The sequence below is a fragment of the Pseudomonas sp. GW460-LB5 genome (assembly GCF_059423245.1).
Genome location: NZ_JBWKXT010000055.1, coordinates 24,587 through 38,923, shown reverse-complemented (window position 1 = coordinate 38,923; position 14,337 = coordinate 24,587). Strand labels below are relative to the sequence as shown.

The 14,337-nt window shown below is 60.6% G+C and carries 12 protein-coding genes; 11 read left to right on the top strand and 1 reads right to left on the bottom strand.

Going from position 1 to position 14,337, the window contains the following annotated elements; translation table 11 throughout:
* The first annotated feature begins 404 nt into the window (after positions 1-404).
* The 4 genes from AC07XM_RS25215 (at position 405) to AC07XM_RS25200 (ending at position 3,414) form a co-directional block, all read left to right on the top strand.
* Complete coding sequence (locus AC07XM_RS25215; RefSeq protein ID WP_016488285.1) at positions 405-1,847, top strand: aminotransferase-like domain-containing protein; 1,443 nt, start codon at positions 405-407, stop codon at positions 1,845-1,847.
* Between the two features lie 64 nt (positions 1,848-1,911).
* Entirely contained in the window at positions 1,912-2,391 is a 480-nt protein-coding gene (locus tag AC07XM_RS25210) for a hypothetical protein (protein ID WP_095115700.1), read from the top strand.
* 129 nt (positions 2,392-2,520) lie between these two features.
* The gene (locus AC07XM_RS25205) at positions 2,521-2,775 is read left to right on the top strand and encodes a YkgJ family cysteine cluster protein (protein WP_009684718.1); all 255 of its coding nucleotides are present in this window, start codon (positions 2,521-2,523) and stop codon (positions 2,773-2,775) included.
* A gap of 33 nt (positions 2,776-2,808) precedes the next feature.
* A complete protein-coding gene (locus AC07XM_RS25200) occupies positions 2,809-3,414 on the top strand; it encodes an START domain-containing protein (protein WP_031312010.1) in 606 nt (201 codons plus the stop codon).
* Between the two features lie 103 nt (positions 3,415-3,517).
* Here the strand turns inward: AC07XM_RS25200 and gltA are convergent, their stop codons facing one another.
* Positions 3,518-4,807, bottom strand: a complete 1,290-nt coding sequence (gene gltA / locus AC07XM_RS25195; RefSeq protein WP_016488282.1) for a citrate synthase — start codon at positions 4,805-4,807, stop codon at positions 3,518-3,520.
* A 352-nt stretch (positions 4,808-5,159) separates the two neighbouring features.
* Here gltA and sdhC point away from each other — a divergent pair, with 352 nt between their 5' ends.
* From sdhC to lpdA, 7 genes are all read left to right on the top strand, one after another.
* On the top strand, positions 5,160-5,546 hold the full coding sequence (gene sdhC / locus AC07XM_RS25190) for a succinate dehydrogenase, cytochrome b556 subunit (protein ID WP_008091902.1): 387 nt from the start codon (positions 5,160-5,162) through the stop codon (positions 5,544-5,546).
* Positions 5,540-5,908, top strand: a complete 369-nt coding sequence (sdhD, locus tag AC07XM_RS25185; RefSeq protein ID WP_003254214.1) for a succinate dehydrogenase, hydrophobic membrane anchor protein — start codon at positions 5,540-5,542, stop codon at positions 5,906-5,908. The genes sdhC and sdhD overlap by 7 nt, the downstream gene beginning before the upstream one ends.
* Before the next feature lie 3 nt (positions 5,909-5,911).
* Positions 5,912-7,684 carry a succinate dehydrogenase flavoprotein subunit gene (gene sdhA, locus AC07XM_RS25180; RefSeq protein ID WP_016488281.1) on the top strand — a complete coding sequence of 591 codons (1,773 nt, stop codon included), beginning with the start codon at positions 5,912-5,914 and terminating at the stop codon, positions 7,682-7,684.
* Positions 7,685-7,695: 11 nt separating this feature from the next.
* Positions 7,696-8,400: a succinate dehydrogenase iron-sulfur subunit gene (locus AC07XM_RS25175; protein ID WP_008091906.1), complete on the top strand. Its 705-nt coding sequence runs from the start codon at positions 7,696-7,698 to the stop codon at positions 8,398-8,400.
* 245 nt (positions 8,401-8,645) lie between these two features.
* Positions 8,646-11,477 (top strand): 2-oxoglutarate dehydrogenase E1 component, encoded by a 2,832-nt coding sequence (locus AC07XM_RS25170; protein ID WP_016488280.1) that lies wholly within the window; start codon positions 8,646-8,648, stop codon positions 11,475-11,477.
* A 42-nt stretch (positions 11,478-11,519) separates the two neighbouring features.
* A complete protein-coding gene (odhB, locus tag AC07XM_RS25165; RefSeq protein WP_016488279.1) occupies positions 11,520-12,740 on the top strand; it encodes a 2-oxoglutarate dehydrogenase complex dihydrolipoyllysine-residue succinyltransferase in 1,221 nt (406 codons plus the stop codon).
* A gap of 96 nt (positions 12,741-12,836) precedes the next feature.
* Positions 12,837-14,273 (top strand): dihydrolipoyl dehydrogenase, encoded by a 1,437-nt coding sequence (gene lpdA / locus AC07XM_RS25160; protein WP_016488278.1) that lies wholly within the window; start codon positions 12,837-12,839, stop codon positions 14,271-14,273.
* Positions 14,274-14,337: the final 64 nt, after the last annotated feature.

Sequence of the window (14,337 nt, the reverse complement as noted above, 5' to 3'; positions counted from 1 at the left end):
GCGCAGAACCGCCGGGTGGAGATCGTCTTCTCCGACGACAAAGGCAAGCTCGCGCCCGCGCGCTGAGTTACAGCTCCCACAGGGAATGCGTGTCAGGCGTCATTGTGGGAGCGGGCTTGTCCCGCGAAGGGGGCCGCGCGGTGCATGGCACCGGCTTTTCCGGTGTTCGCGGGGCAAGCCCGCTCCCACAAGGTCCCTGCCAGATCAAAAGCCATGTTTTTGTTGAAAGGGGCTGGATTGCCGGGGGGCCGCCAGGCAGCCCCGCTTTTTGTCGGCTTAGTCGTTTCGATAGCTGTCACGCTGTTGTATTGTCGACTATGTTGCATTCTGTCCCAGTACACTTTGCAACTGTTACGGTATCCTCTACCGTCACTGAGCCGCACAAGAACAACGAGCCTGCCGCCATGACCAACCTGCTGCTGTACCAGCGTATCGCCCAGCAACTGGCCGATGACATCCGTCGCGGTGTCTACCAGCCAGGCGAGCGTGTACCCTCCGTGCGCAAGATGAGTGCCCAGCTCAATGTCAGCCATGCCACGGTGCTGCAGGCCTATGCCAACCTCGAAGACCAAGGGCTGATCCGCGCGCGGCCGCAGTCGGGCTACTACGTGCACCAGACGCCGGCCCTGACTGCGCAAACGCCGGACATTGCCCGGGTGGAGCGCCCCGGTCTGGTCACCCGCGCCAGCATCATCCAGCAAGTGCTGACCGAGGCGCGCCGTGATGGCGTGTTCCCGTTTGGTGCTGCGGTGCCGCATGTCGACTACCTGCCGGTCCGTGCCCTGCATCAGCAAATTGCCAAGGTCACCCGCTTTCACAGCCCGCGCGCGTTCAGCTACATGTTCAGCCCCGGCTTTGAGCCGTTGCGCCGGCAGATCGCCATTCGCATGCGCGATGCTGGCGTGCTGGTCGACCCCCGTGAAGTGATCGTGACCCATGGCTGCGTCGATGCCCTGCAAATGTCATTGCGCGTGCTGACCCGCCCGGGCGATCTGATTGCGGCCGAGTCGCCGACGTATTACGGCTTGCTGCAACTGGCCGACCTGCTGGGCCTGAAAGTGATCGAAATCCCCAGTGACCCGTCCACCGGCATCAGCCTTGAAGCCTTGCAACTGGCGGCCAACCAGTGGTCGATCAAGGCCCTGGTGCTGACCGCCCGCCTGAGCAACCCGTTGGGCGGCACTGTTCCTGAAGAGCGGCAGAAGCAGTTGCTGCGCCTGGCGTCGGACTTCGACATCCAGATCGTCGAGGACGACATCTATGGCGAGTTGATGTTCGAGCAAGGCAAGACCAAGGCGCTGAAGGCATTCGACCGGCTGGACCGGGTGATCTACTGTTCAAGTTTCTCCAAAACCTTGTCCCCTGGTGTGCGCGTTGGCTGGATGATCGCCGGGCGCTATCAGGACGAGATACAGCGCCTGCAGACCTTCACTACTCATTCGGCCTGCAGCGTGACGCAGATGGGCGTGGCGGCCTACCTGGAAAATGGCGGCTACGACCGGCACCTGCGTTACATACGCCAGGAGTATCGCAAGAACCTCAGCGCCTACCAGTTGGCGGTGCAGCAGCACTTCCCGGAGGGTACCCAGATGACTCGGCCGACGGGCGGTTTCATCCTCTGGATAAGCTTGCCCGGGCGGGTCAATACCCAGGAACTGCATGTGCGGGCGCTGGAGCAGGGCATCAGCATTGCGCCGGGGTTAATATTCAGTAACACAGAACAGTTCAATCACTGCATCCGCCTTAATTGCGGCATCCCGTGGAACAAGGAGGCCGAGCGGGCAGTGATGACGCTGGGTTTGCTGGCTCAGCAGTTGTGCAGGGAGCCTGCGCTCACACTTTTGTAAGGCTTGCCAGGCGCTTGTGGAACATGGAGCATACGCACCTTTCTTGCCAATCTGTCCATTTGCCATGAATGCTTTGCGCCGTTTTGCCCTGATCTTGTGTCTTGCACCGCTCTGCTACCCGGGCGGTCCAACCTTGGCTGCGCAGCCGGCGCAACAGGCGCAGGCAGCCCAGAGCAAGCCCGTGCAAAAAAAAGTGGCAGCCAAGCCCGCGCCGAAGCAGGTGGTGAAAAAAACCGGCAACAGCAAGACCAAGGCGCACAAACCCGTCAGTAAAGCGGTTGCCAAACCACTGCCCAAGGCAAAGCTGGACCTCAGCCTGCCAGTCGATATGGTCAATACCCTTGAGCCGGATGTGGGTACCCCGTCGCCCATCCAGCGGCGCAAACCTTTGCTGCCGCCGATGTTCACCGAAAAGCCCGAAACCAACGACAGCCCGTTCCAGCTCAATGGCCGGCTTATCAATAACGAAATGCAGCTGCAGTTGCGTAATGACAGCCGTCATGACGTGGAGGGGGCGGCGATCGATTTCGAGTATCGGCAGTAGCCGGGAACTGACTGCCGGGTCACGGCAGATTTCATCGTGCCAGCAATTTCAAACGCCTGTTTGAGCGGTTACTATCCAGGGACGTTCGTCCCGTTTTGTTCCAGGGAGTCCTGATTTTGGTGAATAGCCATGAACTGCCGTGAAGGCTGTGGTGCTTGCTGCATCGCCCCGTCCATCACGTCTGCGATGCCGCGCATGCCCAATGGCAAGCCGGCTGGTGAGCGCTGCCTGCACCTGACGGCTGCCAACCTGTGCGACCTGTTCGGCAAGCCCGAGCGGCCGGCGGTATGTGGCGGCTTCAAGGCAGATGTCGAGGTGTGCGGCAGTGACCGTGACGAGGCAATCAGGATTCTTGGCTGGTGGGAGCAGATGACGGCGGCGTGACAGGCTGGATCTTCGACAACAAGGATAAACATGATGAGATCGTTCAAGCGAATTGCACTGCTGTGTGGCGTGGGTGTTCTGCTGTCGCCTGCGGCCTGGGCCGAAAACTGGCAGGTGGCCAAGGACGAGGAGGGCATCAAGGTATCCCTCAGTGAAGTGGCCGGGTCCAAGTACAAGGCTTATCAGGGCGTCACCGTAATCAAGGCGCCGCTGGCCAAGGTGCAGGCGTTGCAGGAAGACGTGGCCGGGGCCTGCGCATGGATTCATGAGTGCAAGTCGCAGAAGCTGCTCAAGCACGAAGGTGATCAGAGCTGGACCTACACCCAGTTCAATACCCCTTGGCCGGTAACGCCGCGAGATTCGATTCTGCACGTGACCACTGTCAAGGGAGCGGACGGCAGCCTGGTGCGTAACCTGAAGGAAGAGCCGACCTATCTGCCGGAAGAGAAGGGCTATGTGCGGGTGGCCAAGGTTGAGGGCTTCTGGAAGCTGGTACCCAAGGGCGACAGCACGGAAGTGACCTACCAGGTGCACACCGAGCCGGGGGGTAGCGTGCCGGCGATGGTGGCCAACAAGTTCGTGGTGGACGCGCCGTTCAATACCCTGAAAGGGCTGCGGGAGCGGGCTGAGAAAAACTGAGGTTTAACGCAAGGCCGCTCCCGCAAGGGTCGAAACGCGGCCACCAGGACCTGGAAGAAAAAAGGCTGCCCGAGGGCAGCCTTTTGCGTTCGGCTAAAAAAGCTTACTTGCGGTCTTTCAGTGCAGTGATATCGCGTTTTTGCTCGCCGGTGTACAGCTGGCGCGGACGGCCGATCTTGTACGGGCTGGAGAGCATTTCTTTCCAGTGCGAGATCCAGCCGACAGTACGTGCCAGGGCGAAGATCACGGTGAACATGCTGGTCGGAATGCCGATCGCCTTGAGGATGATCCCCGAGTAGAAGTCGACGTTCGGGTACAGCGAGCGCTCGATGAAGTACGGATCGGTCAGGGCGATCTCTTCGAGGCGCATGGCCAGTTCCAGCTGCGGGTCGTTCTTGATGCCCAGCTCGCGCAGGACTTCGTCGCAGGTCTGCTTCATGACGGTAGCACGCGGGTCGCGGTTCTTGTACACGCGGTGACCGAAGCCCATCAGCTTGAACGGGTCGTTCTTGTCCTTGGCCTTGGCGATGAAGGTGTCGATGTTCGAGACATCGCCGATTTCATCGAGCATGGTCAGTACGGCTTCGTTCGCACCGCCATGGGCCGGGCCCCACAGTGCGGCGATACCGGCGGCGATACAGGCGAACGGGTTGGCACCCGACGAGCCGGCCAGGCGAACGGTAGAGGTGGAGGCATTTTGCTCGTGGTCGGCGTGGAGGATGAAGATCCGGTCCATTGCCTTGGCCAGCACCGGGCTGATCGGTTTGATCTCGCACGGGGTGTTGAACATCATGTGCAGGAAGTTTTCCGCGTACGACAGGTCGTTGCGCGGGTACATCATCGGCTGGCCCATGGAGTACTTGTAAACCATCGCGGCCAGGGTCGGCATCTTGGCGACCAGGCGCACCGCGGAAATTTCGCGGTGTTGCGGGTTATTGATGTCCAGGGAGTCGTGATAGAACGCCGACAGGGCGCCGACTACGCCACACATCACCGCCATCGGGTGAGCGTCGCGGCGGAAGCCGTTGAAGAAGGACTTCAGCTGCTCGTGAACCATGGTGTGGTTCTTGACGGTGCTGACGAACTGGGCCTTCTGCTCGGCATTCGGCAGTTCGCCGTTGAGCAGCAGGTAGCACGTTTCGAGGTAGTCGGACTGTTCGGCGAGTTGCTCGATCGGGTAGCCGCGGTGCAGCAGGATACCTTTGTCGCCGTCAATATAGGTGATCTTCGACTCGCACGAGGCGGTCGCCATGAAACCGGGGTCGAAGGTGAAGTGACCAGTGGCCCCTAACCCGCGGACGTCGATTACATCAGGACCAACGGTGCCGGTTAAAATGGGCAGCTCGACGGGGGCAGCGCCCTCGATGACCAACTGCGCTTTTTTGTCAGCCATGTGGCCTCCTATTAATGCTTGAAATCATCAGACAGACCCCCCACGCAGGGCCCGCACCACTATAGAGGGATAAATTCAGATGTCAATTTGCCTAAAGGCTTGTTGAATCAGGCATTCAAGCCTGATTTTTCCCGAAATTCTCGCCCATTTACGCCTTTTGTTCGTTAAAGGCAATGCGCTATTTGGGCTACCCCGTCACGTTGTCATAAGCAGCCTAACTGTCTATACTCGGCACCCGACCGCCAGGGGCTTGCAAGCCCGAACTGCTGGGGGTCGCCGTTCCCTGGGTGGTGGGTACCTGACCAGTACACTTACCAACAACTTTGCCCTGATTCGCTAGGGGCTCTTCAGTGTGAAAAAAGCCGTGAAAAGCCAACGACCTGTAAACCTAGACCTAAGGACCATCAAGCTCCCTGTCACTGCATACACGTCCATTCTGCACCGTATCTCCGGCGTCATCCTGTTCATCGGCCTTGCCATCATGCTTTATGCACTGGGCAAATCGTTGGGCTCCGAGGAAGGCTTCGGTGAGGTGAAGGCGTGTCTGACCAGCCCGCTGGCCAAATTCGTGACCTGGGGCCTGTTGTCCGCCCTGCTTTATCACCTCGTGGCAGGTGTACGCCACCTGATCATGGACATGGGCATCGGTGAGACGCTGGAAGGCGGCAAGCTGGGCTCGAAAATCGTGATTGTCATCTCCGTGGTGCTGATCGTTCTGGTGGGAGTTTGGGTATGGTAACCAATGTCACGAACCTGTCGCGTTCGGGCCTCTATGACTGGATGGCGCAACGCGTCTCCGCGGTCGTTCTCGCGGCTTACTTCCTCTTCCTGATCGGCTACGTGGTCGCCCACCCAGGCATCGACTACACCCAGTGGCATGGTCTGTTCTCCAACAACGCGATGCGGATCTTCAGTCTGCTGGCCCTCGTTGCCCTGGGCGCTCACGCCTGGGTCGGCATGTGGACCATTGCAACCGACTACCTGACGCCTATGTCGTTCGGCAAGTCGGCAACTGCGATTCGTTTCCTGTTCCAGGCGGTATGCGGCGTTGCGATGTTCGCTTACTTCGTCTGGGGTGTGCAGATTCTCTGGGGTATCTGATCCATGGCTAGCATTCCAACCATCTCATTCGACGCCATCATCATCGGTGGCGGCGGCGCCGGCATGCGTGCTGCGCTGCAACTGGCTCAAGGCGGCCACAAGACTGCCGTAGTCACCAAGGTCTTCCCGACCCGCTCGCACACTGTATCCGCCCAGGGCGGCATCACCTGCGCCATCGCTTCGGCTGACCCGAACGACGACTGGCGCTGGCACATGTACGATACCGTCAAAGGTTCCGATTACATCGGTGACCAGGACGCTATCGAATACATGTGTCAGGAAGGCCCGGCTGCGGTCTTCGAGCTGGACCACATGGGCCTGCCGTTCTCGCGTACCGAAACCGGCCGTATCTACCAGCGTCCGTTCGGTGGCCAGTCCAAGGACTTCGGTAAAGGTGGCCAGGCTGCCCGTACTTGTGCCGCTTCCGACCGTACCGGTCACGCGCTGCTGCACACCCTGTACCAGGGCAACCTGAAAGCCGGTACCACCTTCCTCAACGAGTACTACGCCGTTGATCTGGTAAAGAACCAGGAAGGCGCTTTTGTCGGTGTGATCGCGATCTGCATCGAAACCGGCGAAACCATGTACATCAAGTCCAAGGCCACCGTTCTGGCCACTGGCGGTGCAGGCCGTATCTACGCCTCCACCACCAACGCCCTGATCAATACCGGTGACGGTATCGGTATGGCCCTGCGTGCCGGTGTACCGGTGCAGGACATCGAGATGTGGCAGTTCCACCCGACCGGCATCGCCGGCGCCGGTGTACTGGTCACCGAAGGCTGCCGCGGTGAGGGTGGCTACCTGATCAACGCCCACGGCGAGCGCTTCATGGAGCGTTACGCGCCGAACGCGAAAGACCTGGCCGGCCGCGACGTGGTTGCCCGTTCCATGGTCAAGGAAATCATCGCCGGCAACGGCGTGGGCCCGAACAAGGACCACGTACTGCTGAAGCTGGACCACTTGGGCGAGGAAGTGCTGCACAGCCGCCTGCCAGGTATCTGCGAGCTGTCCAAGACCTTCGCCCACGTCGACCCGGTCGTCGCGCCGGTGCCGGTCGTTCCGACCTGCCACTACATGATGGGCGGCGTTGCCACCAACATCCATGGCCAGGCCATCACCATGGACGAAGAAGGCAAGGATCACATCATCCCTGGCCTGTTCGCCGTAGGTGAAGTGGCGTGCGTATCGGTTCACGGTGCCAACCGCCTGGGCGGCAACTCGCTGCTCGACCTGGTGGTGTTCGGCCGTGCAGCCGGTCTGCACCTGGAGAAGGCGCTGAGCGATGGTATCGAGCACCTCGACGCCAGCGACACCGACATCGAAGTTGCCCTGAACCGCCTGAACAAGCTCAACGAGCGCTCCACTGGCGAAGACGTTGCCAGCCTCAAGCGCGAGCTGCAGAGCTGCATGCAGAACTACTTCGGTGTATTCCGTACTGGCGAATACATGCTGAAGGGTATCGAGCAGCTGGCCGGCCTGCGTGACCGCATCGCCAACGTCAAGATCAACGACAAGTCCCAGGCCTTCAACACCGCGCGTATCGAAGCGCTGGAGCTGCAGAACCTGCTGGAAGTCGCCGAAGCTACCGCCATCGCGGCCGAAGCCCGTAAAGAGTCCCGCGGCGCTCACGCCCGTGAAGACTTCGAAGACCGTGACGACGAAAACTGGCTGTGCCACACCCTGTACTACCCGGGTGAGAAGCGCGTTGCCAAGCGTGGCGTCAACTTTGCGCCGAAGACCGTACCGGCCTTCGAGCCAAAAATCCGGACTTACTAAGGGTGGCTGCTATGTTGAAAGTCGAAGTTTATCGTTACAACCCCGACACCGACTCGGCGCCCAAGATGGAGTCGTTCGACGTCGATACCGGTGGCAAGGACCTGATGGTTCTCGATGTATTGGCGCTGATCAAGGAAAAGGACGAGGGTTTCTCGTACCGTCGCTCCTGCCGTGAAGGCGTGTGCGGTTCCGATGGCATGAACATGAACGGCAAGAACGGCCTGGCCTGCATCACCCCGCTGTCGGGTGTGGTCAAAGGCAACAAGCTGGTTCTGCGCCCGCTGCCAGGCCTGCCGGTCATTCGTGACCTGGTGGTCGATATGAGCATCTTCTACAAGCAGTACGAGAAGGTGAAGCCATTCCTGCAGAACGACACGCCGGCCCCGGCCATCGAGCGCCTGCAGTCGCCTGAAGAGCGTGACAAGCTGGACGGTCTGTACGAGTGCATCCTGTGCGCTTGCTGCTCGACCTCCTGCCCGTCGTTCTGGTGGAACCCGGACAAGTTCCTGGGCCCCGCCGCACTGTTGCAGGCCTACCGCTTCCTGGCCGACAGCCGTGACACCAAGACTCAGGAGCGCCTGGCGTCCCTGGATGACCCGTTCAGCGTATTCCGCTGCCGCGGGATCATGAACTGCGTAAACGTTTGCCCGAAAGGTCTGAACCCGACCAAGGCAATCGGTCACGTACGTAACATGCTGCTGCAAAGCGGCACCTGATACAGCCTGTTGTACCTGCAGTAAGCCGAGGTGCGGGTGTTGAGCCCGCACTGAGGTAAAACCCGAACAAGGGCCCACAAAGCCCGCGTTCATACCTATGAAGATATGAGACCAGCAGGGGCTTTCCGGGCTGGTACCCGGAAAATCAGCAGGATCCAAGTGGCGTGGTTCAGTCGCTTTATTCGGACTTTTCCAGGTTTGCTGTGGCTCTCGCCGATCAGTCCCCTAATCGAGGGTGACCAAGCATGCAAGAAAGCGTGATGCAGCGCATGTGGGATAGCGCCCACCTTTCAGGTGGTAACGCTGCATATGTGGAAGAGCTCTACGAACTCTACCTGCACGACCCTAACGCTGTGCCAGAAGAGTGGCGCACTTACTTCCAGAAGTTGCCAGCCGACGGCAGCACCGCTACTGATGTATCGCACTCGACAATCCGCGACCATTTCGTACTGCTGGCAAAGAACCAGCGCCGCGCCCAACCGGTATCCGCCGGGAGCGTGAGCAGTGAACACGAGAAGAAGCAGGTTGAAGTTCTGCGACTGATCCAGGCCTATCGTATGCGCGGCCATCAGGCTGCCAAGCTCGACCCGTTGGGGTTGTGGCAGCGCCCTGCGCCCGTAGACCTGTCGATCAATCACTACGGCTTGACCAATGCCGATCTTGATACGACCTTCCGTGCCGGCGACCTGTTCATCGGCAAAGAGGAGGCGAGCCTACGCGACATCTTCGATGCACTCCAGAAGACATATTGTCGCACCATTGGCGCCGAATTCACCCACATCGTCGATTCCGAGCAGCGCAGCTGGTTCCAGCAGCGCCTGGAAAGCGTACGCGGCCGTCCGGAGTTTTCCGCTGACGTGCAGGCGCACCTGCTGGAGCGCGTGACCGCCGGTGAGGGCCTGGAAAAGTACCTGGGTACCAAGTATCCGGGCACCAAGCGTTTCGGCCTTGAAGGTGGCGAGAGCCTGATCCCGATGCTGGATGAAATGATCCAGCGTTCCGGCTCGTATGGCACCAAGGAAGTCGTCATCGGCATGGCCCACCGTGGCCGCCTGAACGTGCTGGTGAACACCTTCGGCAAGAACCCGCGCGAGCTGTTCGACGAGTTCGAAGGCAAGAAGATGAACGAGCTGGGCTCCGGTGACGTGAAGTATCACCAGGGCTTCTCCTCGAACGTGATGACCACCGGTGGCGAAGTTCACCTGGCCATGGCGTTCAACCCGTCCCACCTGGAAATCGTTTCGCCTGTGGTCGAGGGTTCGGTGCGCGCCCGTCAGGACCGCCGCAACGATACCGCTGGCGACAAGGTGCTGCCGATCTCGATCCACGGCGACGCCGCATTCGCCGGCCAGGGCGTGGTCATGGAAACCTTCCAGATGTCGCAGACCCGCGGTTTCAAGACCGGCGGTACCGTGCACATCGTGATCAACAACCAGGTGGGTTTCACCATCAGCAACCCGCTGGACGCGCGCTCCACCGAGTACGCCACCGACGTTGCCAAGATGATCCAGGCGCCGATCCTGCACGTCAACGGCGATGACCCGGAAGCCGTGCTGTTCGTTACCCAGCTGGCCATCGACTACCGCATGCAGTTCAAGCGTGACGTGGTGATCGACCTGGTCTGCTACCGTCGTCGTGGCCACAACGAGGCTGACGAGCCGAACGGCACCCAGCCGCTGATGTACCAGCAGATCAGCAAGCAGCGCACTACCCGTGAGCTGTATGCCGAGGCGCTGATCCAGGCCGGTCGTATCGACGCCGAGCGTGCTCAGGCCAAGGTCGACGAGTACCGCAACGCGCTGGACAATGGCCTGCATGTGGTAAAAAGCCTGGTCAAGGAGCCGAACCGCGAGCTGTTCGTCGACTGGCGTCCGTACCTGGGTCACGCCTGGACCGCGCGTCACGACACCCGTTTCGACCTCAAGACCCTGCAGGACCTGTCGGCCAAGCTGCTCGAGCTGCCGGAAGGTTTCGTCGTCCAGCGTCAGGTGTCGAAGATCTACGAAGACCGTCAGAAGATGCAGGCCGGCGGCTTGCCCATCAACTGGGGTTATGCAGAGACCATGGCCTACGCCACCCTGCAGTTCGAAGGTCACCCGATCCGCATGACCGGCCAGGACATCGGCCGTGGCACCTTCTCGCACCGTCACGCGGTGCTGCACAACCAGAAGGACGCCAGCACCTACATTCCGCTGCAGAACCTGTTCCCGGGCCAGCCACGTTTCGACCTGTACGATTCGTTCCTGTCCGAGGAAGCGGTACTGGCCTTCGAATACGGCTACTCCACCACCACGCCAAATGCGCTGGTGATCTGGGAAGCCCAGTTCGGCGACTTCGCCAACGGTGCGCAAGTGGTGATCGACCAGTTCATCACCAGCGGTGAGCACAAGTGGGGCCGCCTGTGCGGTCTGACCATGCTGCTGCCACACGGTTACGAAGGGCAGGGCCCGGAGCACTCCTCCGCGCGTCTGGAGCGTTACCTGCAACTGTGCGCCGAGCACAACATCCAGGTCTGCGTACCCACTACCCCGGCACAGATCTACCACCTGCTGCGTCGCCAGGTCATCCGCCCGCTGCGCAAGCCGCTGGTGGTCCTGACGCCGAAGTCGCTGCTGCGCCACAAACTGGCCGTTTCGACGCTGGAAGACCTGGCAGAAGGCTCGTTCCAGACCGTGATCCCGGAAATCGACGCAATCGATCCGGCCAAGGTCGAGCGCCTGGTGCTGTGCAGCGGCAAGGTCTACTACGACCTGCTGGAAAAACGCCGTGCCGAAGGCCGCGAAGACATCGCCATCCTGCGTCTCGAGCAGCTGTACCCGTTCCCGGAGGACGACCTGGTCGAAATCCTGGCCCAATACAGCAACCTCAAGCACGCCGTATGGTGCCAGGAAGAGCCGATGAACCAGGGCGCCTGGTACAGCAGTCAGCACCACATGCGCCGTATCCTGGGCCGCCACAACAAGGCTCTGACCCTGGAATATGCCGGTCGCGACGCTTCTGCCGCACCCGCCTGTGGTTACGCTTCGAAGCACGCCGAACAGCAGGAAAAACTGCTGCAAGACGCCTTCACTGTCTAACGCCTTCGCGCACCTGAAACCGAATTTAAGGAAACACAGATAATGGCTATCGAGATCAAAGCCCCAACCTTCCCGGAATCGGTTGCCGATGGCACCGTTGCCACCTGGCACAAGAAGCCGGGCGAAGCCGTCAAGCGTGACGAGCTGATCGTCGACATCGAGACCGACAAGGTTGTCCTGGAAGTACTGGCGACTGCCGATGGCGTGCTGGGCGACATCGTCAAGGGTGAGGGCGACACTGTCCTGTCCGACGAATTGCTGGGTTCGATCGTTGAAGGCGGTGCTGCCGCTGCTCCTGCCGCAGCAGCCGCGCCTGCTGCAGCTCCGGCTGCTGCCGCTGACGCTGGCGAGGATGACCCGGTTGCTGCACCGGCCGCGCGTAAGCTGGCTGAAGAAAACGGCATCGACCTGGCCTCTGTTGCCGGTACCGGTAAAGGCGGTCGTATCACCAAGGAAGACGTGGTTGCTGCTGTTGCCAACAAGAAGTCGGCCCCTGCCGCTGCCCCGGCTGCCAAGCCTGCTGCTGCCGCTGCTGCCCCGGTTGTCGTCGCTGCTGGCGACCGCACCGAGAAGCGCGTGCCGATGACCCGTCTGCGTGCCAAGATCGCCGAGCGTCTGGTCGAAGCCCAGTCCAACATGGCGATGCTGACCACCTTCAACGAAGTGGACATGACCGAAGTCATGGCCCTGCGTTCGAAGTACAAGGACCTGTTCGAGAAGACCCACAACGGCGTGCGCCTGGGCTTCATGTCGTTCTTCGTCAAGGCAGCTACCGAAGCGCTGAAACGCTTCCCGGCTGTCAACGCCTCGATCGACGGCAACGACATCGTCTACCACGGCTTCGCCGACGTCGGGGTTGCCGTGTCCAGCGACCGTGGCCTGGTGGTACCGGTGCTGCGTAACGCCGAGTCGATGAGCCTGGCTGAAATCGAGAACGGCATCGCCACCTTCGGCAAGAAGGCCCGTGACGGCAAACTGTCCATCGAAGAGATGACCGGTGGCACCTTCACCATCACCAACGGTGGTACCTTCGGTTCGATGATGTCGACCCCGATCGTCAACCCGCCGCAGGCCGCCATCCTGGGCATGCACAACATTATCCAGCGCCCGATGGCCATCAATGGCCAGGTCGTGATTCGCCCGATGATGTACCTGGCGCTGTCGTACGATCACCGCCTGATCGACGGCAAGGAAGCGGTAACCTTCCTGGTCACTATCAAGAACCTGCTGGAAGATCCGTCCCGCCTGCTGCTGGACATCTAATCGCGCAGCTGTAAGCTGCAAGCCGCAAGCTTCAAGCCGAAGCCTGCTGGTCTTGCGGCTTGCGGCTTGCCGCTTGAAGCTAAAAAGGAATCTTTTATGACCCAGAAATTCGACGTAGTGGTGATTGGTGCAGGTCCTGGCGGCTATGTAGCTGCCATCAAGGCTGCCCAACTTGGTCTGAAGACTGCCTGTATCGAGAAATACACCGACGCCGAGGGCAAACTGGCCCTGGGCGGCACCTGCCTGAACGTAGGTTGCATTCCGTCCAAGGCGCTGCTGGACAGCTCCTGGAAGTACAAGGAAGCCAAAGAGAGCTTCAACGTCCACGGTATCTCCACTGGCGAAGTGAAGATGGACGTCGCCGCGATGGTTGGCCGCAAGGCTGGCATCGTCAAGAACCTGACCGGTGGCGTTGCCACCCTGTTCAAGGCCAACGGCGTTACTTCGATCCAGGGCCACGGCAAGCTGCTGGCTGGCAAGAAAGTCGAAGTCACCAAGGCTGACGGCACCACCGAAGTCATCGAAGCCGAGAACGTCATCCTGGCTTCCGGCTCGCGCCCGATCGACATTCCGCCGGCTCCGGTTGACCAGAACGTCATCGTCGACTCCACCGGCGCCCTGGAATTCCAGACCGTACCGAAGCGCCTGGGCGTTATCGGTGCCGGCGTGATCGGCCTGGAGCTGGGCTCGGTATGGGCTCGCCTGGGTGCTGAAGTCACCGTGCTGGAAGCCCTGGACACCTTCCTGATGGCTGCTGACACTGCCGTGTCGAAAGAAGCCCAGAAGACCCTGACCAAGCAAGGCCTGGACATCAAGCTGGGCGCTCGCGTCACCGGCTCGAAAGTCAATGGCAACGAAGTTGAAGTGACCTACACCAACGCCGAAGGCGAGCAGAAGATCACCTTCGACAAGCTGATCGTTGCGGTCGGCCGTCGCCCTGTAACCACCGACCTGCTGGCTTCCGACAGCGGCGTGACCATCGACGAGCGCGGTTACATCTTCGTCGACGATCATTGCGCCACCAGCGTGCCGGGCGTGTTCGCCATCGGTGACGTGGTGCGCGGCATGATGCTGGCCCACAAGGCTTCGGAAGAGGGCATCATGGTCGTCGAGCGCATCAAGGGCCACAAGGCCCAGATGAACTACGACCTGATCCCGTCGGTTATCTACACCCACCCGGAAATTGCATGGGTCGGCAAGACCGAACAGTCCTTGAAGGCCGAGGGTGTTGAGGTTAACGTAGGCACCTTCCCGTTCGCGGCCAGCGGCCGTGCGATGGCCGCCAACGATACCGGTGGTTTCGTCAAGGTCATCGCCGATGCCAAGACCGACCGCGTGCTGGGTGTACACGTGATTGGCCCGTCGGCTGCCGAACTGGTGCAGCAGGGTGCAATCGCAATGGAATTCGGCACCAGTGCCGAGGATCTGGGCATGATGGTCTTCAGCCATCCAACCCTGTCCGAAGCGTTGCATGAAGCAGCGCTGGCGGTGAATGGCGGCGCCATTCACGTGGCCAACCGTAAGAAGCGTTAATTATAAGAAACCACGGCGGGCAGCCCGTCGTGAGTCTTGCGTGCATGACTCACCGCGGAACGTC